General features: G+C 63.5%; 22 protein-coding genes. 8 read left to right on the top strand and 14 right to left on the bottom strand.

Annotated elements, in window-relative coordinates:
• The first annotated feature begins 9 nt into the window (after positions 1 to 9).
• Positions 10 to 780, top strand: a complete 771-nt coding sequence (locus tag OWC48_RS05870; protein WP_282519112.1) for a LamB/YcsF family protein — start codon at positions 10 to 12, stop codon at positions 778 to 780.
• Here OWC48_RS05870 and OWC48_RS05865 read toward each other — a convergent pair whose 3' ends face one another.
• The 6 genes from OWC48_RS05865 to OWC48_RS05840 all read right to left on the bottom strand — a co-directional run bounded on the left by OWC48_RS05865 (position 781) and on the right by OWC48_RS05840 (position 7720).
• Positions 781 to 933 carry a hypothetical protein gene (locus OWC48_RS05865; RefSeq protein WP_014495196.1) on the bottom strand — a complete coding sequence of 51 codons (153 nt, stop codon included), beginning with the start codon at positions 931 to 933 and terminating at the stop codon, positions 781 to 783.
• 331 nt (positions 934 to 1264) lie between these two features.
• Entirely contained in the window at positions 1265 to 2884 is a 1620-nt protein-coding gene (locus tag OWC48_RS05860; RefSeq protein WP_282519111.1) for a sulfite reductase subunit alpha, read from the bottom strand.
• On the bottom strand, positions 2881 to 4662 hold the full coding sequence (locus tag OWC48_RS05855; protein WP_282519110.1) for a NirA family protein: 1782 nt from the start codon (positions 4660 to 4662) through the stop codon (positions 2881 to 2883). Before OWC48_RS05855 ends, OWC48_RS05860 begins: the two co-directional genes overlap by 4 nt.
• Positions 4663 to 4996: 334 nt before the next feature.
• Positions 4997 to 6160: a CmpA/NrtA family ABC transporter substrate-binding protein gene (locus OWC48_RS05850; RefSeq protein WP_282519109.1), complete on the bottom strand. Its 1164-nt coding sequence runs from the start codon at positions 6158 to 6160 to the stop codon at positions 4997 to 4999.
• Positions 6157 to 6747, bottom strand: a complete 591-nt coding sequence (locus OWC48_RS05845) for an ANTAR domain-containing response regulator (RefSeq protein ID WP_027559205.1) — start codon at positions 6745 to 6747, stop codon at positions 6157 to 6159. Before OWC48_RS05845 ends, OWC48_RS05850 begins: the two co-directional genes overlap by 4 nt.
• 628 nt (positions 6748 to 7375) lie before the next feature.
• Positions 7376 to 7720: a hypothetical protein gene (locus tag OWC48_RS05840; RefSeq protein WP_282519108.1), complete on the bottom strand. Its 345-nt coding sequence runs from the start codon at positions 7718 to 7720 to the stop codon at positions 7376 to 7378.
• 1073 nt (positions 7721 to 8793) lie between these two features.
• Between OWC48_RS05840 and rimO the strand changes: the two genes are divergently transcribed.
• Positions 8794 to 10113: a 30S ribosomal protein S12 methylthiotransferase RimO gene (rimO, locus tag OWC48_RS05835; RefSeq protein WP_282519107.1), complete on the top strand. Its 1320-nt coding sequence runs from the start codon at positions 8794 to 8796 to the stop codon at positions 10111 to 10113.
• A gap of 326 nt (positions 10114 to 10439) precedes the next feature.
• Here the strand turns inward: rimO and OWC48_RS05830 are convergent, their stop codons facing one another.
• The 3 genes from OWC48_RS05830 to OWC48_RS05820 form a co-directional block, all read right to left on the bottom strand.
• Positions 10440 to 10838: a carboxymuconolactone decarboxylase family protein gene (locus OWC48_RS05830; RefSeq protein WP_282519106.1), complete on the bottom strand. Its 399-nt coding sequence runs from the start codon at positions 10836 to 10838 to the stop codon at positions 10440 to 10442.
• On the bottom strand, positions 10771 to 11202 hold the full coding sequence (locus OWC48_RS05825) for a MerR family transcriptional regulator (RefSeq protein WP_282519105.1): 432 nt from the start codon (positions 11200 to 11202) through the stop codon (positions 10771 to 10773). Before OWC48_RS05825 ends, OWC48_RS05830 begins: the two co-directional genes overlap by 68 nt.
• A gap of 293 nt (positions 11203 to 11495) precedes the next feature.
• Positions 11496 to 12437 (bottom strand): hypothetical protein, encoded by a 942-nt coding sequence (locus tag OWC48_RS05820; protein WP_282519104.1) that lies wholly within the window; start codon positions 12435 to 12437, stop codon positions 11496 to 11498.
• A gap of 355 nt (positions 12438 to 12792) precedes the next feature.
• On the opposite strand from OWC48_RS05820, the gene OWC48_RS05815 reads away from it, so the two are divergent.
• The 4 genes from OWC48_RS05815 to OWC48_RS05800 all read left to right on the top strand — a co-directional run bounded on the left by OWC48_RS05815 (position 12793) and on the right by OWC48_RS05800 (position 16555).
• Positions 12793 to 12957, top strand: a complete 165-nt coding sequence (locus OWC48_RS05815; RefSeq protein ID WP_248877631.1) for a hypothetical protein — start codon at positions 12793 to 12795, stop codon at positions 12955 to 12957.
• 1 nt (position 12958) lies between these two features.
• Positions 12959 to 14014, top strand: a complete 1056-nt coding sequence (locus tag OWC48_RS05810) for a hypothetical protein (RefSeq protein ID WP_282519103.1) — start codon at positions 12959 to 12961, stop codon at positions 14012 to 14014.
• Positions 14011 to 15114, top strand: coding sequence for an acyltransferase (locus OWC48_RS05805; protein WP_282519102.1), 1104 nt, complete (start codon positions 14011 to 14013; stop codon positions 15112 to 15114). The genes OWC48_RS05810 and OWC48_RS05805 overlap by 4 nt, the downstream gene beginning before the upstream one ends.
• 250 nt (positions 15115 to 15364) lie before the next feature.
• Positions 15365 to 16555, top strand: a complete 1191-nt coding sequence (locus tag OWC48_RS05800) for an acetylornithine transaminase (protein ID WP_282519101.1) — start codon at positions 15365 to 15367, stop codon at positions 16553 to 16555.
• A gap of 121 nt (positions 16556 to 16676) precedes the next feature.
• Here the strand turns inward: OWC48_RS05800 and OWC48_RS05795 are convergent, their stop codons facing one another.
• The 3 genes from OWC48_RS05795 to pcsA all read right to left on the bottom strand — a co-directional run bounded on the left by OWC48_RS05795 (position 16677) and on the right by pcsA (position 19231).
• Entirely contained in the window at positions 16677 to 17651 is a 975-nt protein-coding gene (locus OWC48_RS05795; RefSeq protein WP_282519100.1) for a quinone oxidoreductase, read from the bottom strand.
• 81 nt (positions 17652 to 17732) lie between these two features.
• Positions 17733 to 18467 carry a TerC family protein gene (locus OWC48_RS05790; RefSeq protein ID WP_282519099.1) on the bottom strand — a complete coding sequence of 245 codons (735 nt, stop codon included), beginning with the start codon at positions 18465 to 18467 and terminating at the stop codon, positions 17733 to 17735.
• Positions 18464 to 19231: a phosphatidylcholine synthase gene (pcsA, locus tag OWC48_RS05785; RefSeq protein ID WP_282519098.1), complete on the bottom strand. Its 768-nt coding sequence runs from the start codon at positions 19229 to 19231 to the stop codon at positions 18464 to 18466. The genes OWC48_RS05790 and pcsA overlap by 4 nt, the downstream gene beginning before the upstream one ends.
• 87 nt (positions 19232 to 19318) lie before the next feature.
• Here pcsA and OWC48_RS05780 point away from each other — a divergent pair, with 87 nt between their 5' ends.
• Positions 19319 to 20503 carry a UbiH/UbiF family hydroxylase gene (locus tag OWC48_RS05780; protein ID WP_282519097.1) on the top strand — a complete coding sequence of 395 codons (1185 nt, stop codon included), beginning with the start codon at positions 19319 to 19321 and terminating at the stop codon, positions 20501 to 20503.
• A gap of 6 nt (positions 20504 to 20509) precedes the next feature.
• Here OWC48_RS05780 and OWC48_RS05775 read toward each other — a convergent pair whose 3' ends face one another.
• Positions 20510 to 21463, bottom strand: coding sequence for an AEC family transporter (locus OWC48_RS05775; RefSeq protein WP_282519096.1), 954 nt, complete (start codon positions 21461 to 21463; stop codon positions 20510 to 20512).
• Positions 21464 to 21569: 106 nt separating this feature from the next.
• Between OWC48_RS05775 and hspQ the strand changes: the two genes are divergently transcribed.
• A complete protein-coding gene (hspQ, locus tag OWC48_RS05770; protein WP_014495177.1) occupies positions 21570 to 21902 on the top strand; it encodes a heat shock protein HspQ in 333 nt (110 codons plus the stop codon).
• A 97-nt stretch (positions 21903 to 21999) separates the two neighbouring features.
• Here the strand turns inward: hspQ and OWC48_RS05765 are convergent, their stop codons facing one another.
• Complete coding sequence (locus tag OWC48_RS05765) at positions 22000 to 22833, bottom strand: invasion associated locus B family protein (protein WP_282519095.1); 834 nt, start codon at positions 22831 to 22833, stop codon at positions 22000 to 22002.
• Positions 22834 to 22987 lie beyond the last annotated feature (154 nt).

Below are 22987 nucleotides of genomic sequence, written 5' to 3'. Positions count from 1 at the left end.
AGAGCAACCATGAAGACGATCGATCTCAATTGCGACCTCGGCGAAGGTTTTGGCGCGTGGGAGATGGGCAACGACGCCGCGATGATCGACCTTGCCAGCTCGGTCAATGTCGCCTGCGGCTTCCATGCCGGCGACCCCGACATCATGCGCCGGACGGTCGAGTTGGCGAAGGCGCGCGGCGTTTCGGTCGGCGCCCATCCGGGCTACCGCGACCTGCACGGTTTCGGCCGCCATCCAATCGCGGGCCTGAAGGCCTCCGAGATCGAGAATCTCGTCGCCTACCAGATCGGCGCGTTGCAGGCGATCGCGACCGCGGCCGGGCACAAGGTCACGCATGTGAAGGCGCATGGCGCGCTTTCCAACGTCGCCTGCGAGGACGACATGACGGCCAAGGCGATCGCCGCCGGCATCAGGGCGGTCGACCCGAGCCTGATCTTTGTTGTGCTCGCCAATTCGAAGCTGGTGAAGGCCGGCGAAGAGGCCAATCTGCCGATGGTGCACGAGGTGTTCGCTGACCGCGCCTATGAGGACGACGGCAACCTCGTCTCGCGCAAGAAGCCCGGCGCGGTGCTGCACGATGCCAAGGCGATCGCCGATCGCGTGGTGCGCATGGTGCAGGACGGCGCGGTGGTGTCGGTGACGGGCAAGGTGATCAAGATGCGTACGGACACGGTGTGCATCCACGGTGACACGCACGGCGCGGTCGACATCGCGCGCGGCCTGCGTCAGGCGTTGAAGGATGCGGGCATCGAGGTCGCGCCGTTCAAGCGCGGGGCGTGATCAGAACGGATGCACCGAGAGCGTGCCGAACACGATGGCGGCGATGACGGCAAAGGCGCTGTAGAGCCCAACGTGATGCATGCTCGCCCCGGTCCGACGCGAGAGCGAGCGCGCGTAGAAGTGCAGCCTGGCTTCCGCCGATAGTTCGCGCATGGTCGATCTCCAACGCCCCATTTGTGGGAGTATGAAGGATCAACCCTGGCGGGAGGCAAGGTGGCGGCGAAAATAGCGATGGAGGTTCTCTGAAGGCGCCCCGTCGCAGGTGCAAATTCTCTTCACCTGGGGGTTCCGAGAATCTTATTCGTTAAGATCCGAGCCAGCTGGAACCGGCCCGGATGACGGTGGGATGACAGTCGGGCGGAGGCATTCAGACCCCCTCCAAACAAAATTGTCGAAAACAACCCCATGCACAGTAGAAACGGCCCAGCGGCGCGACGCCTGATGTTTGCGCCGCCGGGACGATTTGCGCTGATCGGCTCACGCCTTAGTACACGTCAGCCTGGAAGCGGCCCGTCTTCTTGAGCTCGGCGACAAAACTGACGGCCTCATCCGTCGAACGTGCCCCGAACTGCGCGACGATATCGACCAGTGCGCGTTCGACGTCCTTGGCCATGCGCTTGGCATCGCCGCAGATGTAGAGATGCGCGCCGTCGGCGAGCCAGGTCCACAATTCGCGGCCGACCTCGCGCATGCGGTCCTGCACGTAAAACTTCTTCTCGCCGTCGCGCGACCAGGCCAGCGACAGCCGCGTCAATTGACCCGACGTCTTCATCGCATTGAGCTCTTCCTGGTAGAAGAAGTCGCAATCGCTGCGTTGATGACCGAAGAACAGCCAGTTCTTGCCCGGCGCGCCGGTCGCCTTGCGATCGAGCAGAAAGGCGCGGAACGGCGCAATGCCGGTACCGGGGCCGATCATGATGACGGGCGTCTTCGGATCCAGCGGCAGGCCGAAACCATGCGCCTTCTGCACATAGACCTTGAGCTTCTCGCCCTCGGCGATGCGTTCGCCGAGGAAGGTCGAGGCCACGCCGATCCGCTTGCGCTTGCCGATGACGTAACGCACGGAGTCCACCGTCAGCGATAGTTTTCCCGGCGTCGCATTGTGCGAGGACGAGATTGAATAGAGCCGCGGCTGGAGCGGCTCCAGCGCCTCGACGAAGGCCTCCGGATGCGGCCGCGTGCCCGAAAACTTCTGGAGCGCCGCCATGACGTCGAGCGTGGCGGCGTCGCCATCGGGATCCTCGCCCTGCGCCAGCGCTCGCGCCTTTTCGCGTTGTGCGCCGCCGGTGATGAAGGAGATCAGCTCGAACAGCGTGTCGGGCGCCGGCGACAGCGAGACGTCGTCGATCAGCACCTCGCGCAGCGTCTTGCCGTTGACCTTGGTGGTGTGGGAGGCGCCGAGCAGCGCGATGATCTGATCGACGAGGCCGACCTCGTTGCGCGCGAACACGCCGAAGCTATCGCCGACGACATAGTCGAGCTTGCTCTCGGCGAGATCGAACTCGACGTGATAGGTCTCCTTCTCCGACTTCCCCTTGTTGAGCAGGCGCCGCGACAGGAACGTCGCCGCGACCGGATTGTCGCGCGAGCGGCCGGGCTCGGCGATCGTCACCGTCACGGCCGGCGCCGCCACCGCATCCACCTTGTCGGCCGCCTTGTCACCTGCCTTGGCCGCCGGCGCCTTGTCCAGCTCCTCGTACAGCGACTTCAGCATCCGCGCGGTTTCCTTGCCGCCGGGGACGCAGAGATTGAGCCGTGCTTCGCTACGGGTGGCGATCGCCTCCGAATAGTCGTGGCAATTATAGCCGCACTGGCCGCAATCCTGCTGCGCCATCGCGGCCATCATCTTGCGGCGCACGGGACGGCCTTCGGCGAGCTTCATCCGGTCCGCGATCGGCATGGTCTGATCGTGCCATGGCGCTTCACCGTCGTCGCCGTCACCGGCTTGCATGACGGCGGCGCCCTGCTCCGCCGACAAGGGCGTCGCCACATCAGGCGACAACAGCCCGGCGAAGAAGCCGTTGAGCCAGGAGCGCTGTGCGTCGGAGAACGGGGCGCTGGCGGGAATGATGTCGAGCTTCGGCGGAGGGGTGATCTGGTTCATGCGGACACCTGTGCATCGGCAAGCTTGCGCAGCGTTTCGCCGTCATGGCGGCGCGCAAAGGACAGGAAGGTCTCGTCGGGCGACGAGCGGTGGGCGATATAGGCCTTGAGCAGTCCCTCGACCGTCTTCGGCGCGTCTTCGGCCTTGAGGTCGTGATAGACCTCCTGCCCGACGTCGGCGTCAGGGCCGAACCCGCCGCCAGTGAAGAGGTGATAGCCCTCCACCGTGTCTTCGTCGTTGATCGGCACGCGTGCTCCGATCAGGCCGATGTCGCTGATGTAATGCTGCGCGCAGGAATGATGGCAGCCGGTGACGTGGATGTTGACCGGCTTGTCCATGGCGACGCGCGGCTCGCACCAGTCACCGATCTCGGCAGCATTGCGCTTGGTATTGGAAGCCGCGAAACGGCAGCCTGCACTGCCGGTGCAGGCGATCAGGCCGGCGCGGATGTGCGAGGCCTCGACCGCGAGCCCGATCTGCTTGATCGCAGCGATGGCGAGCTCGACATTCTCGTTGCGCACGCCCGATATCAGCAGGTTCTGCCAGACGGTCAGGCGGATCTCGCCATCGCCGAGGTCCCGCGCCACTTTGGCCAGACCCCGCATCTGATCGCAGCTGACCTTGCCGAGCGTCAGCGAGACGCCGATCCAGTTCAAGCCGTCCTGCTTCTGCTTGTGCACGCCGATATGCGCCATGCGGTCCGCGGCTGGCCGCGGAAGAAACGCCTCTTCCGGCACGCGCGTAAACGGCGTCTTCAGCCGCTCCTCGACGAGTTTAAGGAAACCGTCATGGCCCATGGCATCGAGCACGTATTTCAAACGCGCCTTGTTGCGGTTGGTGCGGTCACCGTGATCCATGAACACGCGCACGATGGCGTCGGCGACGGCGGTGGCCTGCTCCGGCTTGACGATGATGTTGGAGTATTTTGCAAAGTCCTTGTGGCCGGTGATGCCGCCGAGGCCGAGGCGGAACCAGATTCCGGGCTCGACGCCAAATCCATCCTTCACCTCGAACGCGGTGAACGCGATGTCGTTGGTTTCCTCCAGGACCGCGATCCTGCCGGCGCCGTCGAAGGCGACGTTGAACTTGCGCGGCAGGCCGTAGAGCGAGCGATCGTTGAGGATGTGGTGGTGCCACTCCCGCGCAAAGGGACGCGTGTCGATCAGCTCCTGCGGATCGATTCCGGCCGTCGGCGTCCCCGTCACGTTGCGGATGTTGTCGGCGCCGGAGCCGCGTGAGCACAGGCCGAGGTCCTGGATGCCCTCGATCAGCTTGATTGCGTTCTTCGGCGGGATCTCGCGGAGCTGGAGATTGGCGCGCGTCGTGACGTGGCTGTACGGGCCGCAGAGATCGTCGGCGAGATCGGCAAGGCCGGACAGCTGCCAGTGCTTCATGATGCCGTTCGGGATGCGCAGCCGGCACATGTAGGAGTCCTGCGTCGGCGCGACGTAGAAGATGCCGTAATAGCGCCAGCGGAAATTGTCCGCCGGGCTCGGCGGCGCGTTGTCGAGCGCCTGCTGCCGCAATCGCGGATAGGCATCGAAGGGATGCTCGTCGCGCTTGAACTTCTCCTGGTCGGCGAGCTTCTTGCCGGCGGCGATGACCTTGTCCTGCGCCTTGATGTGGACGGCGTCGGGGCCGGTGGGCTCGGCATTGGCCTTGCCGGCGCTGCCGCCGAGACCGCGACCGACCCGGCTGATCTGCAAACCGGTCGTGAAGCCTTCGAGATAGCGTTTCTGCTCGTCGGAAAAGTCGACTGAGAGCGTATCGATTTTCATGGTCGGTAACGAAGCTCCTGCGGCCACCGGGTGGCATCGACGGAAAATTGCGCGACCCGCGAGGAACTCGGCTGGCTCAAGAAGCCGGCTGCGCACCCAACGGTCCGGTCAGCTTCGTTGCTGCGGGACTTGGCTCAGCAGGCGTCTGTGACAAGCTGGCCGCACTGCAACATACAAGTTGCGTGCCAGCTTCGATGAAATGAAAATTGCTTTGATTTCAGTTGGTTGCAGACACACTCGGCAAATCCCGGTCCGGAACTCTTATGAAATTCGAGCAGGCGGCTCAAAATTTAGCCGATGGTCTCTTCCGCCCAAAAACGATGCAGAGGCCGAATCAGGCCTTCCAGCGTCCGACCTCGAAGGCCTCCAGATGCCCCCGGATGTTGCCGGGATCGAAGGCCGGGCCCGCAAATGCCCCGAACGCCGCGGGAGCTTCAGCGGGCGATTGCTGACCGAGGGCTGCGTCGTAGAGGTCCGGCCTGAACACGGCCATCGCGGTCTTGACGCCGTCAGGCGTCAACGCCGTTTGCCCCCAGCGCACCATCTGCGCATAGAGCCAGGCCGCCTGGACCGGATCGGGGCGCCCTGCCCCTTCGCGTCCGACCAGGAGATAGCGGCCGCTCTCGCGGAGGGTGCCGTCGGGAGAAATCTTCAGGCGCCCGGTGAGGGTTCGCTGGATGACTTCGGCATCGACGCCGATCCGTTCCGGCTGCGCCAGGATCCGCGCCGCCTCAGATAGGTTCGCGGGGTCCTCGATGAACGCGGCGCCCTTCACGGCCGCGCGCACCAGCGCTGCCACCACATCCGGATGCTTGTCGGCCCAGACCTGGCGAACCGCCAGCACCTTCTCTGCCGCGCGCACGAGAATGTCGGAGACGAAATGCAGGATGTGGCCGATGCCGAGATCGACTGCGACCGAATTCCAGGGCGCGCCGACACAGAACGCATCGACATGGCCATTGGCGAGGCTATCGACCATGTAGGGCGGCGGCAGCACCACGAGGCGCACATCCTCGTCCGGATCGACGCCGGCCGCCGCCATCCAGAACCGCAGCTGGTAATTGTGGGTCGAGAACGGGAAGGTCATGCCGAAGGTCAGCGGATCGGCACCTAGCTTGCGCCGTTTCGCGACGACCTTCGCCAGCGCTTTCGCCGTGACAAGCGGATCGAAGCGGTCACCGTCGATCTCCTCCATCAGCGCGGCATGCAGCGCCGGCGAGACCGTGATCGCGTTGCCGTTGATACCGAGGTTGAAGGGCGCCGCGATCGGCACCTTGACGTGGCCGAGCCCGAGCGAGGACGCGATCGCCACCGGCGCCAGCAGATGCGCGGCGTCGAACAGGCCGATATTGAGCTTGTCACGGACGTTGGACCAGGAGACCTCGCGCACCAGTTCGACCTCGAGCCCTTCGGCGGCGGCAAAGCCCTTGTCGACGGCGACGATCAGGGCGGCGGCGTCGACCAGCGGGATGAACCCGATGCGGAGGGGAGCGGTCATTTCAGCATCTCCGACGCGGTGATGATCGACTGCGCGATCTCGCCGATTTTCTTCTTCTCGCGCATCGCCGTGGAGCGCAGCAGCACGTAGGCCTCGTCCTCGGTGAGGCCCTTGACCTTCATCAAAATTCCCTTGGCCTTTTCGATGATCTTGCGGTCCTCGAGCTGCGACTTGGTGCGTTCCAGCTCCTCCTGGAGTTTGGCGAAGGCGTTGAAGCGGGACACGCAGAGGTCGAGGATCGGCTTGATGCGCTCCTTCTTCAACCCGTCGACGATGTAGGCGGATACGCCCGCCTCCACGGACGCCTGGATCGAGGCTGAATCGCTCTGGTCCACGAACATCGCGATCGGCCGCTTCACGGCGCGGCTGACCTGGAACATCGCCTCAAGCACGTCGCGGCTGGGGTTTTCCAGATCGATCAGGATGATATCAGGGTCCACCGCATAAATACGGGCGAGCAGGCTCTGCATCTCGCGGATATGGACCACCTGCGTGAATCCGGCCTCCCGCAACCCCTCCTCGAGGATCGCGGCCCGGATCGGGCTCTCGTCGACAATCACGATTTTAGGCGACTGTTCGGCGCTCATAGCTCACTCACCACCCGGCGATTCATCCATAGCATGCCGGAGGGCGATGCAAAGGGTTGTAATTATGGGCAATTGGGACTAGCTCAGGCCTGTCAATCAGGCAGATTTGGATATGGATCAGACGGCTGCGCCCAAGGTCAGCTTCGTGTCGCTCGGGTGCGCCTGAGACAAGGAATGTAAACTTTGGGGCCGCCCACTCCCAAAGAAAATGCCGCCCGAAGGCGGCTGTCATCCGAACCATCAACGTGTACTCACTAACGCGAGGTATCGGCTTTTGGATTGTCATTCATAGAATGCTCCAGCGACCATAATCATTGCCGCGCGACGCCAAGCATCAGATACGTCTGGCCCAGAGTTAGCGGCGGGCGACGCGGCCTCGGCCCAAGCTGCTGCGGACTCCAAGAATTGTCCAATCGAGCCGCTTTCCCAGCCGTTTGCTCCGGCTGAGTATGGTGACGATGGCTTCACCAACTCCCTTTGCCGCTGATCTTCCCAGTCCAGCGCCATCAGTTGCAAGAGCCGAATGAATGCTCGCTCGTCAGCGACTCTCTCGGCCGCGGCGATCAGATCGTGGACCACTATTACCTCCAGATCATTGTAGCGCGACTGTTTTGGCTACCACTGCCGGTCAGTGGTGTCTTTCAAGTACAATCAGCGAAAGCTTGTCAGCAAGTCGCCATTTCGAAGCGAAATAGCAATACTCCCCGGGGAAACGCTTAAGGAAAACGGGTTCATCGGATTCTGCAAGTCGAGGCTTCACCTCAGTTTTCCAGAACTCAAAGCGATTTGCTGGATCTATCCAGCGCGGCGGCAGCCCAACGTCAGCAACGACGAAAGTCGCTCCTGCCTTTATCATTTCTGTTACGTCCGCTGCATTCAGCCCCGTTGCGACACATTCTGCGTTCAGATTGCCTTTTTCGTTCCACAGCTCCTCCAGCGGGAGTCTTGTGATTACCTTCTTGGCAATATCCATTTTCTGCTCGCAGCTCGCTCAGCTGACAGAGCGGTACCACATGCTTAGTTAAAATGTCCGCCTTTGGCCGACGGCGTTGGCTGGCAGATATCCGCTCTTGTGTCGCTTACGGGTGTTAAGCACCCACCCAATCAGGATCAGTCCCTAGGCACTGGTGCATTCGACTCGCCGCACACGCTCGCCAATTAGGGCATGTACTCATTAAAGCGAGAGTCGGCTTTCGGACACGAAGCAGAACTCACGTGCTCAATCCGAGCCGCTAACGCGATGAATCCATCCACAATCGCTGTAGCGTTTCAAATGCGACATGTGGAAACTGGTCACCTCTCTTTTGATAACTTGGCTCTTCGTAGAGCCATCGCACTTTCTCAAATTGGCGGTATACCAAACCCACGAATTGCCGAACTTTGACGTCCGCGCTCAAAATCGACGTTCCGCATGGAGGGGAATCATCCCAGCTTCGGCAGGACCAAAATTCAATGTGAGCTATGTGCTTTTGAGCTGGATAAATGGATGCCGCAAGTATGGTTGCGCCGGGCTCGTCAAGCAGTCGGGCCATGCACTGAGGCTCCCCTCGTAAGAGCCTGCAACATAGTTCGGACAGTTCTGCTATCGGGTCTGACGCGACGTGCGTGATGCCTACAGCGATCTGAGTGTTGCGGGCCACAACGTACAAGTCACTCCATCCAGCCACGCCACGGGTGTAGAGCAGATCGAACTCATCCGTGGGATTTGGCTGATCGTCGGAGCGCATTCGTTGATTTAACTTGGTTGGCGACTGATGCACCTACAACTTCTCGACGCTCACCGCAACGTCCGGATGTGGCCCATCGCGTTGGCTGGCGGATGTCCGCTCCTGTACCGTTTGTGGGTATTAAGCAGGCCTCCAACCAGCACGGCCGGTAGAGCGCATCCTTCATCGCTTCGGTGAGCTCGATCGGAACCAGCTTTCAGCCGATCAAAAAAACGTTCAATCGGTCCATATCTTCCTGCGTGACGGTTGAATTTTCCCATCGGATCAATTAGTTGGATCGCATATCCGAACAATTCAGATGCAGGGTCCAGGCGATTACATGGATAGAGCGCCGCGTATATCTTTCACATCACTTGGTTGTCCCAAGGCATTGGTGGATTCCGAGCGCATCATCACGCGCCTGCGCGCGGAAGGTTACGAGCTCGCCCGCAAGCATGACGGGGCCGACATCGTCATCGTCAATACGTGCGGCTTCCTCGACAGCGCCAAGCAGGAATCGCTTTCGGCGATCGGCGAGGCCATGGCCGAGAACGGCAGGGTGATCGTAACAGGTTGCATGGGCGCGGAACCCGAGCAGATCGAGCAGGCCTATCCCGGCGTGCTCTCCATCACCGGCCCGCAGCAATATGAGAGCGTGCTGGACGCCGTGCACCGCGCGCTGCCGCCCGCCCACAATCCGCATCTCGATTTGGTGCCGCCGCAGGGCATCAAGCTGACGCCGCGCCACTACGCCTATCTGAAGATCTCCGAGGGCTGCAACAACCGCTGCACTTTCTGCATCATCCCGAAGCTGCGCGGTGATCTCGTCTCGCGTCCGGCCAATGACGTGTTGCGCGAGGCCGAGCGCCTCGTCGGCGCCGGCGTCAAGGAATTGCTGGTGATCTCGCAGGACACCTCGGCCTACGGCGTCGATCTCAAATACGCCGAGAGCCCGTGGAAGGATCGCCAGGTCCGCGCCAAATTCCTCGACCTCGCGCGCGAGCTCGGCGAACTCGGCGCCTGGGTCCGGTTGCAATATGTCTACCCCTACCCGCATGTCGACGAAGTCATCGCGCTGATGAACGAGGGCAAGGTGCTGCCCTATCTCGACATCCCGTTCCAGCATGCGAGCCCCGAGGTGCTGAAGGCGATGAAGCGCCCCGCAGCACAGGACAAGACGCTGGCGCGGATCAAGCGCTGGCGCGAGGAATGTCCCGATCTCGCTTTGCGTTCGACCTTCATCGTCGGCTTCCCCGGCGAGACCGATGCCGATTTCGCCTATCTGCTCGACTGGCTGGATGAGGCCGAGATCGATCGCCTCGGCTGCTTCAAATACGAGCCGGTTGCCGGTGCGACGTCGAATGCGATCGAGAACCCCGTGCCCGAAGAGATCAAGCAGGAGCGCTACAACGCGCTGATGGCCCGCCAGCAGAAGATCTCCGCGCGCCGGCTGAAGCGCAAGGTCGGCACGCGCCAGCAGATCATCATCGACGAGGTCGGCCCGACGGTTTCAAAAGGCCGCTCCAAGGCCGACGCGCCGGAGATCGACGGCGCGGTCTATCTCTCCAGCCGCCGCCCGTTGCGCGTCGGCGAGATCGTCACCGCGAAGATCGAGCGCGCGGATCAGTACGATCTGCACGGTAGTGTCGCTGGGTTCTGAGGCGCTCCGTCATTGCGAGCGTAGCGAAGCAATCCAGACCATCAACGTGGAAAGATTCTGGATTGCTCCGCTCACGGCAACCAAGCCACACAGCGATTATCGTTCCATCACCGTCATCCTGAGGCGCTCGCTCTGCGGCGCAAGCGCGCCGTAGAGCGAGCCTCGAAGGATGACGGGTCCGCTATCGCCTTTGCCGCGCTCGCGATGATGACGTGGATGCCGTCACGCCAACCATTTCGGCACCCAGCGCTCCGGCCTGGATGCACGGGCGAGATCGGCGCGCTTCGCGTCGTGGAGCAAATTCGTCAGGTCGCTTCTCCCGACGCCTACCGTCCGTCATGCGCGGAAAACACCTCCTTGGCTGCGAACAGCCCGTTCACCGCCGCCGGGAAGCCCGCATAGACGGCCATCTGCATGATGATCTCCACGATCTCGTCGCGAGACAGCCCGACGTTCAGACCCGCCTCGATATGCACTTTGAGCTGAGGCGCGGCATTTCCGAGCGCCGTCAGCGCGGCGACCGTCGCGATCTCTCGATCGCGCAGGCCGAGGTCCGGGCGGCTGTAAATGTCGCCGAAGGGAAACTCGATCACGTATCGTGCGAAATCCGGAGCGATGTCGGCCAGTGAGGCGACGACCTTTTCGCCGGCTCTGCCGTCAATGCGTGACAGGGCCCGCTGGCCGCGATCGAAGCGGCTTTCGGCTTGTGGTTGGACGTGCGTCATTTTCCTTCGTCCTCTGTTCGTCGCCGGCATAGCCGGCGATCTTGGTATCAAGGACGAGCAGGCATTCCTGGAGTTCGGCAATCTGCGTGCGAACCTGTTCCCGGTGGATTTCCAGCATCTGCCGCCGGGCTGGCCCGGTGGCTTCGCCTTCATCACGAAGCGCCGCATAACGCAACATGTCCCGGATCGGCATTCCCGTGGTCTTGAGCCGACCGAGGAATGCGATCCATGTGAGGATCGATGCGTCAAAGTCACGCTGGCCGGAACGATCCCGGTCTGCGTATGGCAGCAGCCCGACGCGCTCATAATAACGCAACGTGTGAGCCGACAAGCCGGTTCGTTTTGCGAGGTCGCCGATCTTCATGTGTGCCCGTTCTCGTACTGACGCACGTACAGATACCCCTTCGAGCGCACTCTAAGTCAAGGGGGATCGAAGGTGCCGTTCCCGCGTCATGGCTGCGTGTGAGGCGGTCCAGACCTCCTCCGCGGGAACAGTCTGGATTGCTTCGTCGGAAGGGCTCCTCGCGATGACGGTGGAGAGGTCGCACACCGCCGCCGCATTCTCCGTCATTGCGAGCGTAGCGAAGCAATCCAGACTGCCTCTGCGGAAAGATTCTGGATTGCTTCGCTAGGCTCGCAATGACGTTGTGGATGCAGTCAGGCCAGCCATTTCGGCACCCAGCGCTCCGGCCTTGGTGCGCGCGCGAGATCGGCCTTTGCTTCGGAGAGCTGCGCCGGCTCGCCGTCGATGATCGGGCGCACATCGTATTCGAAGTTCGGCATGACGCGGCCGTCGGCATAGAGACCGAATTTCATCGCGTGCCACAGCCCGAGCTCGGGCTGTGCCTTGCGCATCTCCTCGCGCAGATCGCGCAGCAGGGATTCGATCGAGGCCGCCTCCTCGAACGGTTGCGGCCCGCGCGAAAGGACGCGCGCTTCATATTGCTTGCCAACGATCGCGACCTCGAAATGCGTCTTGTCCCAGGGCTTCTTGCCCTTGGGCAGATGCGCGGCGAGCCGCCAACCGAGCTCGGCCATCAAGCGATGATTGGCCCAATAGTCTTCGCGATCCCGGCTCCATTTTTCCACGAAACCGCGGAAGTCGGGAAGCTCCGCTGCGCCGTCGTCACACGCCGCCTTGTCGCCGACCGGCTGTCCGGCAAGCCATTTCGCGAGCTCGTCCGTCTGGCACTCGACCTCGTCATGCGGCTTGAGATCGCTCCAGGCCTTGTCGAATTGCTGCGACGTCAGCTTCGCCAGCAAGCCGTCGAGGCTCGACGCGAGCAGTTCGTAATCGCCCTCGGAGCCCAACCCCACGATCGGCGGATTGTCGCGATCAAGGCCCGCGCCATACCAGCCGCCGACGGCCGAGCCATCCGGCAGCCGCATGAACAGCGAAAACCTGTCGCGCAAGGGACTGCCGTCGAAGATCGGCGCCTGATCGGAGAACTGGCCTTGCAGGGAGAAACGGCCGACGCTGCCCCAGGGGCGCCCGTTCAGCCAATCGGCAAAGTCGACCAGCAGGGACGGCGCCTCGATGCCCGGCGGAAAGGCGCCGCGAATGCTGTCGAGGTCGATCGGATAAGGCGTATCGGACAAGGTGTTTGAACTATCTGGTTGGTCCCGCCTTCTTGGTCTGATCCGTGATGGATTCGGTTCGAACCAAGTCGCGTCCTTCGATCACAAACGCGCTAGAGGCGCAATGGTTTCTGTACGGCAATCAAATGACATTCAATCTATTGCGGAGTGCAGATTGGCGCGATCAACATGCTGAGTGAGCCACGCTCGGCGAAGCGACCCGGAGCGGGCGGTTGCCGATCGCAACCGCGCCATCGATTCCGCGGGATACGGCAGCCTAAGACCGCCGAAAATGGCCCGACCGCAACTATCGCAGTGATTGAACTTTACGCTGAGTCGCGGTAACACCGACCAATATCTCCGCTCGGACGGCATCATGATCGACGATCAAGCCCCTCCAGGCGCCCCGTCAGGGGTTGCGAAACGCCTGTTGAAAAATCGCGCCCTGCTGGCCCTCGCCGTGCTTGCCCTTGTGCTTGGCGCGCTGCTTCTGCTCTCGGACGAGGCCGTTACGTCGCGTTTCCACTACAAGTATTTCTAAGATGGCTCCGATCGTCCGGCGCGCCATCGGACTCGCGCTGTTTGTGGCCATCGCCGACATCTTCGGCTTCGGGCTCGCCTCGATCGCGCGCGGCAATCCATATCTGCTCTACAAGCCATGGCGGCTCGATGCCGAGATCGCCGCGATGCTGCCCCATGAGCGCGAGGGCTCGTTCACCGGCTGGCCCCGGCAGGGCGAACTTCCGACACTGCCCGTGCCGAAGGCCGGCGCCGCAACTTGCGGCTCCGCATGGGGCGGGTCATTCACCCAGAGCCCGGATGTCGCCGCCGCAGAAACCTGGCCATATCTGGTCTCGCAAGCCCTGGGCTGCGGAATCGATAATCACGGCATCGGCGGCTTCAGTATCGACCAGACATTGCTGCTGTATCGCGAGCATTCACGTTCGGATTCGATCGTCATTCTCGGGCTCATCGAACTCATGCTCGTCGGCGCCGGGGCCTCGTCCCCGGCCTTCTACTCGCTGTCGGATGATCATTCTCCGCGGGCTAGCCTGACCAAGCCGAGATTCGTGCTTGAGAAAGACCGCCTCGTGCTGATCCCCCGCCCCGCAGCCGATGTCGCCGCGATCCGCGCTGCCATCACCAGCGACATGCCCGCCGCCGAGTGGACTCCGCTCGCCTTTCCCTTCTCGTTCCACGTGGCGACCGCGATCTATCGCAAGTTCACCCGCACCGAGCAATTCAATGCCGCAAGCCTCGCTTCGCCGCGGGAAGACATGGCCGCCTTGCGGCGTCTTGGCGTGTCGCTGATCCAAACATTTGCCCGTGAAGCGGCCGTCCGCAACAATCGCTTTGTGCTCCTGCTCATTCCGTCACCCGACATTCAGGGCGAGCTCGGACACAGCCTGACGATGATGATGGAGGCCGTCGGCAGCCAGCCCGGCATCTGCATCGTCGATCCCTCGCCCGAACTGAAGGACGCGTATTCACGCACGGGAATCCTGCGCACGGACAGCGGTCATTTCAGCGCCGCCGGCAACAAGGCGCTCGCGGATGCAACCTTGCGCGGCCTCAAGGCCTGCGGGATTGCAACGTGACGGGTCGGATCGCTTCGCTCGATCTCTTGCGCGGCATCGCCGCCTTCTCCGTCGCGATCCCGCATTTTTTCATGACCAGTTCCGCCAGTGCGCCGGCTGCGGAAACCATCTCGATTCTCGGCGTCGAAATCTTCTTCGTGCTGTCCGGCTACGTCCTGGCCCCGCAGATCCTGATGGTGGCCGCAAGCTCCTTTCGCCTGCGCAATCTCGGCGTCTTCCTCGTGCGGCGATGGATGCGCACTGTGCCGCCCTACCTGATCGCGCTCGTTCTCGTCTCGATCACGGCGCACCAAACGTTCAGCGCGGATTTCGTTCGTTACGCCTTCTATGTGCAGAACCTGGTCGGGCAAGCCAACGATCACGATTATTTCGCGATCGCCTGGAGCTTGTCAGTCGAGGAATGGTTCTATGTGACCTTTCCCGTTCTCTTGCTGGTTGCGTCGGCGTTTGTCCCCGGTCGCCGGCGGACGGCGCTTCTAGCCGCGATGATCTATATCGGAGTGGTCACGATTGTCCGCTTCGCCTTCGGGGATTGGGCCGACTGGGGTCCGGAGGTGCGCCGCGTTGTCGTGTTCCGCGTCGATGCCATTGCCTGGGGCTTTGTCCTGTATCTTGCCGTCTCGGACGGCCGCCTGCTGCGCGCGGTCACCCCAGTGCGCGCGGGGATGACGCTCCTCGTCGTCGGCAGCGCCGCCTTCGCGCTCACGCTTCGGCTTGCCGGCCAGCCGTCGCTCGCGCTCGAGGCGCTGTTCCACCTCTACGCATCCGCGTTCGGCGCCGCCGCGATCGTAGCCGCGCTTGCATTCGCGCCGCGTCTTGCGAGCCGGCCATTCCTTGTCAGCGCAAGCCTCTTCCTCGGCCGCATCTCCTACTCGGTCTATCTGTTCCACCTGCTCGTGCTGGCAGCGCTGGACCGCCTCGGCGCAGCAGAGAGCCCCGCGGGTTTGATCCTGTACGTCGCCCTGACGATCATCGTCACGACACTGATGGCCGTCGGGGTGGAGGCGCCGATCCTCGAGGCGAGACCATCCTACAGTGCCGGCCAGCGACCATCGCTCGATGCTCGTGAACGCGACGCTCGCGCGGTCGTAGAAGGTTGAACGCTGCCCGAGCATGGGCTTGACAAGCCCTGCCCTTCGGCTGTAGGGACCCGCCCCATGATCAACGCTCGGACCCATCAGCGCACCGAAATGCTCCGCCGTCGCTCCCGCGACGACGAGAGGGTGCGCCATGTCCGACGACGCCGCTGAACCACTGAATTCAGCCGAGTTTTCGAGAAGGCCGCACCCGCAAGGTGCGGCCTTTCTGCTTTTTGCGCCCCATTTCCACCCGCCTCCAGAGGAGTTCGACATGACCACGCATCCGTTTGACGCGCTGATGGACATCACCGCACGGCCCAAGGCCGTGTTCGTCCGCGGCGCGGGCTCCTACCTCTGGGACGACAGCCGCAAGCGCTATCTCGATTTCGTGCAGGGCTGGGCCGTGAACTGCCTCGGTCACTCTCCGCCCGCAATCGCCGATGCGCTGTCCGCGCAGGCCAAGCGGCTGCTGACGCCGAGCCCGGCGTTCTACAACGAGCCGAGCCTGAAACTTGCCCAGCGGCTTGTCGCAAACAGCGCGTTCGACCAGGTGTTCTTTGCCAATTCGGGTGCGGAAGCCAACGAGGGCGCGATCAAGCTCGCGCGCAAATACGGCAGCCTGCACAGGAACGGCGCGTTCGAGATCATCAGCTTCGCAGGCGGCTTCCACGGCCGGACGCTGGCGACGATGTCGGCCTCGGGCAAGAAGGCGTTCGAACCGCTGTTCGAGCCGAAGGTCGCGGGCTTCAAGAAGGCGAAGCTCAACGACATCGCCTCGGTCGAGAAGCTGATCAACGACAACACCGTCGCGGTGATGCTGGAGCCGATCCAGGGTGAATCCGGCGTATGGCCCGCGACCGATCAGTTCCTGCAGGAGCTGCGCACGCTCACCGAGGCACATGGCTTGCTGCTCATTTTCGACGAGATCCAGACCGGCATAGGCCGGACCGGAAAACTCTTCCACTACGAGCACACCGGCATCGCGCCCGACATCATGACGCTCGGCAAGGGCATCGGCGGCGGCGTGCCGCTCGCGGCCCTGCTGGCAACCGAACGGGCATCCTGCTTCGAGCACGGCGATCAAGGCGGGACCTTCAACGGCAACCCGATCATGTGCGCGGCGGGGCTCGCGGTGCTGGAGGAGATCGGCAAGCCCGACTTCCTGAAGGCGGTCACCGAGACCGGTCTGCTGCTCGAAAGCGAGTTGCAGAAGGTCTCGGCCCGGCACGGCCTCGGGGGCGTGCGGGGACGTGGCCTCTTGCTCGCGCTCGACCTCAAGCTGCCGATCGCACCGGGCATCGTCGCGCAGGCGTTCGAGGCCGGCGTGCTCCTGAACGCGCCGCAGCTCGACACGCTGCGCTTCATGCCGGCGCTGAACGTCACGAAGGGAGAGATCGCCGAGATGATCGATTGTCTCGACGGGATCTTGACCAGGGCCGGCGCGGCAAGACGCGTGGCGTAGAGACGGTCTCGTAGGGTGGGCAAAGCGAAGCGTGCCCACCATTCGTAGTCATCGTTGAGAGATGGTGGGCACGGCGCTCTGCGCCTTTGCCCACCCTACGAAACCGTCGATGCCGGCAGACCTACGGCTTCAAAATCGACGCGCCGGTGGTCTTGCGGCTTTCGAGATCGATATGGGCCTTGGCGGCGTCCTTGAGCGCGTAGGCGTGGTTGATCGGCACGTGCAGCTTGCCGTTGATGACGGCGGCGAACAGTGTGTCGGCGCCTTCCAGCAGCTCCTTGCGCGTGCCGACGTAGTCGTTGAGCTTCGGCCGCGTCGCAAACAGGGAGCCGTGATTGTTGAGCTCGGCGATCGAGAACGGCGGCACGGGCCCCGAGGCATTGCCGAACGAGACGAACATGCCGCGCGGCTTCAGGCAGGACAGCGAGCCCGGGAAGGTCGCCTTGCCGACGCCGTCATAAACGACGTCGCAGCCCTCGTTGCGGCTGATCTGCTTCACGCGCGCGACGAAATCCTCTTCGTTGTAGAGGATGACGTGGTCGCAGCCATTGGCCTCCGCAAGCTCCGCCTTCTCGCGCGAGCCGACAGTACCGATGACATGGGCCCCGAGCGCCCTCGCCCATTGGCAGGCGAGCAAGCCGATGCCGCCGGCCGCGGCATGGATCAGCACGCGATGATGCGGCTCGACCTTGAAGGTCTTGTGCAGGAGATACCAGACCGTCAGCCCCTTCAGCATCAGCACGGCGCCCTGCTCGTGCGTGATGTGGTCGGGCAGCTTGACCAGCTTCTCCCAGGGGATGTTGCGCTCGCCGGTATAGGCGCCGAGATTGTGGTAGTAGGCGACGCGGTCGCCGGGATGGAAATGCGTCACGCCGGGCCCGACGGCGATGACCTCGCCCGACGCCTCGTTGCCGGCGATGAAGGGCAGCCCCGGCGCCTTGTAGAGGCCGGTGCGATAGTAGACGTCGATGAAGTTCAGCCCGACCGCATGCTGGCGGATGCGCACCTCGCCGGTAGCCGGCGCCGGGACCTCGACGCTCTCATAGACCAGGGCTTCGGGGCCTCCGACCTTGTGCACACGGACGGCTTTGGTCATCACCTGACCTCCTCTCGGTCTTCTCGCCGCTGAGCGAAAGACATCGCGCCCGCCTTGTCAACTCGACCCAGATTGGAACGGCTAAACGGACGACTTGCGGACTTTCCTGCGGTTGCGCTTCGCCAGCACGTTGAAGAATTCCACCGCCGCCGAGAACGCAATTGCGAAGTAGATGTAGCCGCGCGGAATGTGGAATTGGAATCCGTCCGCGACCAGCGCGACGCCGATCAGCACCAGGAACGCCAGCGCCAGCATCTTGGTGGTCGGATGCTCCGCGACGAATCGCGACACCGGCCCCGACGAAATGTACATGACCAGGCAGGCGATCACGACCGCCGCGATCATGATCTCGATATCCTGCGCCATGCCGATCGCGGTGATGATCGAGTCCAGCGAGAACACGATGTCGATGATGATGATCTGGACGATCACCCAGAAGAAGGCGTTGCCACCGGATTCGCGGTCGCCCTCGCCGTCATCGGCTTCGACCTCGGCGTGGATCTCGTGCGTCGCCTTGGCGATCAGGAACAGGCCGCCGCCGATCAGGATGAGATCGCGCCAAGAGAAGCCGTAACCTGAAAACGAAAACACCGGCGCGGTCAGGCCGATCAGCCAGACCAGCAGGCTGAGCAAGATGATGCGGAAGATCAGCGCCAGAGCGAGCCCGATCTGGCGGGCGCGGTGGGCCTGCTTCTCGGGGATGCGCGAGACGATCACCGACAGGAAGATGACGTTGTCGATGCCGAGCACGATCTCGAGCGCGGTCAAGGTGAGTAGCGCGGCCCAGGCTTCAGGGCTCGTGAGGAGGTGCATCATGCGAAGGATCTTGCCAGGCGGATCAATGCGTCGCTGAAGCTGATCCAGAGCGCGATGGCGCAGAGCACGATGGTCACGCCGGTGCCGACGCGAAAATCCATCTCCAGCACATAGAGGCCGAGCACGGCCCAGATCGCGATCAGCGACATCGTCAGCCAGCGCAGCCGCACGACCCGGACCGGATGCAGCACGTGGAACGGCACGAAGGTCAGCACGACAAGCGCCGCGACCAGCAGCGTCGATACCAGCGGCGGCCAGTGCAGCAGGAACAGATAGAACGCCGCCGCATTCCACAGCGCCGGAAAGCCGCGAAAATGATTGTCGTCCGCCTTCATGCGCAGATCGGCGAAATATAGTGCGCTGGTGACGATGATGGCGATGCCGAGCAGCGGCGCGGCCACCGGCAGCAACAGCCCGCTCGCCACGATCGCATAGGCCGGCACGAACACATAGGTGACGAAGTCGACCACGAGATCGAGCACGTCTCCCGACCAGTTCGGCTGCACGTCCTTGACCTTCAGCAGGCGGGCGATCGGCCCGTCGATCGCATCGATGATCAGGGCGACGCCCAGCCACTGAAACATCGCCGCCCAATGCTCGCGCACGGCCTCCAGCATCGCCAGCAGCGCGATGGCCGCGCCGAATGCGGTGAAGATGTGCACCGAAAAAGCCGCGGCGCGGATCGCCGGTTTCGGCTTCAGGGAATCCTCTTGGGTATCCATGGCTTCTGCTATCAGAATGAGACCGCTTTGCACATCCGCCATTGCGGCGCTCGGTCGCACAATTCGCCACAAAATCAAGGAAATATAGCCGGGCTTGAATTTGCCGCGCAGCATGTCAATTGTCGTTCCATGACAGATGCATCGACACTCCATGACGCGGCCGTGATCGGCGGCGGACCGGCTGGACTGGCGGCCGCCATCGCACTGGCGCAGGCCGGCGCGCGGACCGCGCTGGTGGCGCGGCGCGTGCCCTATGCCGACAACCGCACCACCGCCCTGCTCGGCGCCTCCGTCGATCTCCTGGAGGGCCTCGACGTCTGGCCGCGCTGCAAGGGCAAGGCGGCCGCGCTTGAAATCATGCGCCTCGTCGACGACACCGGCCGGCTGTTCCGGGCGCCGGAGGTCCGGTTCTCCTGCCACGAAATCGCGCTCGACGCCTTCGGCTACAACATCGACAACCGCTCGCTGATGCTGGCAATGGAAGAACGCGCGGCCGAGTTGCCCAACCTCGTCCGTTGCGATGACGAGGCCGAAAGCGTCGTCATCGAAGCCGACGACGTCGCGGTCCGCACGGCGTCCGCTCAATTCCTCTCGGCCCGGCTCGTGGTCGGCGCCGACGGCCGGCACTCGCTGTGCCGGGAAGCCGCCGGCATCGCCGTGACGCGGCGCGACCTGACGCAGACCGCGCTGACCTTCAACGTCGGCCACGCGCGCCCGCATCGCAACGTCTCGACCGAGTTCCACACGCCGCATGGCCCTTGCGTGTTCGTGCCCCTGCCCGGCGACCGCTCCAGCATCGTCTGGGTCTCGGCCCCCGCCGAGGCCGAGCGGCTTCGCGGCTTGAGCGACGCGGAGCTGTCCGCCGCGATCGAGAAGCAGTCGCATTCCATTTTGGGACGCATGACGGTCGAGCCGGGCCGCAACCTGTTTCCGCTGGCGATCGAACGTCCAAAATCCTTCGGCCGCGATCGCATCGCGCTGGTCGGCGAAGCCGCCCATGTGGTCCCGCCGATCGGAGCCCAGGGCCTCAACCTTGGTCTGCGCGATGCCGCTGACATCGCCAGGCTTGCGGGCGAAGCCATCGCTGCGGGCCAGGATCCCGGCGCGCCCGACGTGCTCAAGCGCTACGACCGGGCGCGGCGCCCGGATATTTTGAGCCGAACGTTTGCGATCGACATCGCCAACCGCTCCCTGCTCAACGATTTCCTGCCGCTCCAGCCGGTCCGCGCGGTCGGCATGCACCTGCTCGGCGCCATCGGCCCGCTGCGGCGCTTCGCCATGCGCGAGGGCCTGACCCCGACGTGGCGGCGGTAGGCTCGCTTACGGAAACGCCAGCCGGCCGGTCTGGATCGCCCACATCACGCTGGTCAGCGTGACCACGGACGCGAAGGTCCCGAGCAGCACCGCGACGGAGGCGGATTCGATCCAGGCGTCGTTCTGCCGGGCGATCACGAACACGTTCAGCGCCGGCGGCAGCGAGGCCATCAGCACGGCGGTCGCGGCCCAGGGCTGCGCGAACGGTCCGAACGCCAGCATCAGGCCGAACGCGGCCAGCGGGTGGATCAATAGCTTCACCGCGATCACACCCGGCACCTCCCACGGCACCCGGTTGAACGGGCGGAGCGCCACGGTCACACCGAGCACGAACAGCGCGGTCGGTGCGGCTGCGTTCTGAAGGAACGTGATGGTGCGGTCGAGTGCGACCGGCATCTCGATATGAAGCGCCGCCACGGCCGCGCCAAAGCAGGCTGACATGATCAGCGGGTTGAGCACGATCTGCTTCAGCACGACGCCGAAGGCATGGACCAACGAGGGATGGTCGCGGTCGGAGAGCTCGATCAGCAGCGGCACGATCGTGAACAGGAAGATGCTGTCGCAGCAGAAGATCAGCGCGGTCGGCGCCGAGGCCTTCGGCCCAAGCACGGCGAGCGCCAGCCCCGGCCCCATATAGCCGATATTGCCATAGCCTCCGGAGAGGCCCGCAAGCGTCGCCTCGCGCAGCGTCAGCCGTCCCAAAACCTTGCCGACGATCAGCGCCAGGGTGAATGCCACAACGGTGGACAGCGTGGTCGCGACCAGGAACGGCGGGTTGTTCAATTCCGCAAACGGCGTCTTCGACATGATCGCAAACAGCAGCGCCGGCAGCGACACGTAGAGCAGGAAAAAGTTCATCCAGGCGAGGCCCGATTCCGGCAGCGATTTGACTTTGCCGCAGGCGAATCCGACAAAGATCAAGCCGAAATAAGGTAGCGCCAGATTGAGGATATCGATCATTGATAAAGTGTTTTCTGAAGATTTGGGGGTTATCCACCCCTTAGTCGAAGGTCAATTCCAGATCAGGGCACTAGCATCGGCCACAATCCTGGTCTATCGACGGGGAATGATTAAAGCGAGGACCGCCAAATTCCAGATCGGACAGGTCGTGCGCCACCGGATCTTCTCGTTCCGGGGGGTGATCTTCGACATCGATCCGGAATTCAACAACACCGAGGAATGGTGGCTGTCGATTCCCGAAGAGGTGCGGCCTCACAAGGACCAGCCGTTCTATCACCTGCTCGCGGAGAACGCTGAGTCGGAATACGTCGCCTACGTCTCCGAGCAGAACCTGGTGCCGGACGATTCCGGCGAGCCGATCCGCCATTCCCAGGTTGCCGAGATCTTCATCAAGGACAAAACCGGCGGCTATCGCCCGCGCAATCCGTCGCTGAACTGACCGGCCGCCGCTTGAATTGAGTTTTGCCGCCATCAAGCGGCCAGCAAAAAAGGCGCTCGAACCGAGCGCCTTTTTCATGTCCGGGATTTGAGCCCGCTTACTTCTGACCAGCCGGAGCCGCGCCGGGCGCGCCACCGTTCTGCTCGAGCTTCTTGCGCTGCTCGTCGGCCTTCTTCTGAAGCTCTTCCTGGAGCTTCTTCTGGGTTTCCTCGAACACCTTCGGATCCGTCGGCGGACCGTCATAGGCCTTCTGGAATTCTCCGGCGAGCGGCAGCGGCAGCGTCAGGGGCGCGCCGTTGGCATTGATCGCCTGGACAACGAGGTTCTGGCCCTTCTTCATGTTGCCGATGAGCTCGGGCGTGGCCTCGTAGTCGGACATGCAGCCGTTCTGGAAGCAGATCACATAGGGGCTCTGCAACGGCGCGTTGTTGTCCACGATGATGCGGGTGCCGTGCACGAGCTGCATGCCGAGCGGCAGCGTCACGCGCAGGATCTTCTTGGGCTCGCCTTCCGGCTCGATGATCACGGCCGCGATGACAGGCTGGCCCGATTCGATGCGGCCGTCCTTGCCGGTGAAGCAGACCTGCTTGGCGTTGGCGTCCTGACCCTTGAGGCAGAACTTGGTCCAGGGGGCATAGATCAGCTGGATCTGCTGATCAGCCGGCTGGGCGGCCGCGCCCTGCTGCGCCGGAGCGCCCGGCGCGGGAGCCGGCTGGGCGGGAGCCTGGGCGGCCGGCGCGGGAGCCTTCGGAGCCGCCTTGGGAGCGGCTTTCGGGGCGGCCGGGGCCGCCTTGGGCGCGGCAGGCGCGCCGGGGGCCGGCGCGGGAGCCTGGGCCTCAGCAGCAAACGGGACGACCAACGCCGTCGCCGTCAACAGGGCGAAAAGTCGCCCGCGCGGCCGGACGGACGCGGCCAAGTAACGGAAATTCATTGCGGAAAACCCTTTCTGAACGGGAAGTGCCCGAACCGCTCCGAAGCACCGAACCGAGCCGCCTGGCGCGGCTCTCTCCCCGTCAATTGAGGCGGATAAGTGACGGGCTCGGCGCTCGTGCGCGATTGCGTGCCTTCTTAACGTGGCCGACGGA

Source organism: Bradyrhizobium sp. Arg816 (assembly GCF_029989365.1).
Taxonomy (GTDB): domain Bacteria; phylum Pseudomonadota; class Alphaproteobacteria; order Rhizobiales; family Xanthobacteraceae; genus Bradyrhizobium.
This window is presented reverse-complemented; position numbering and strand designations above follow the sequence as displayed.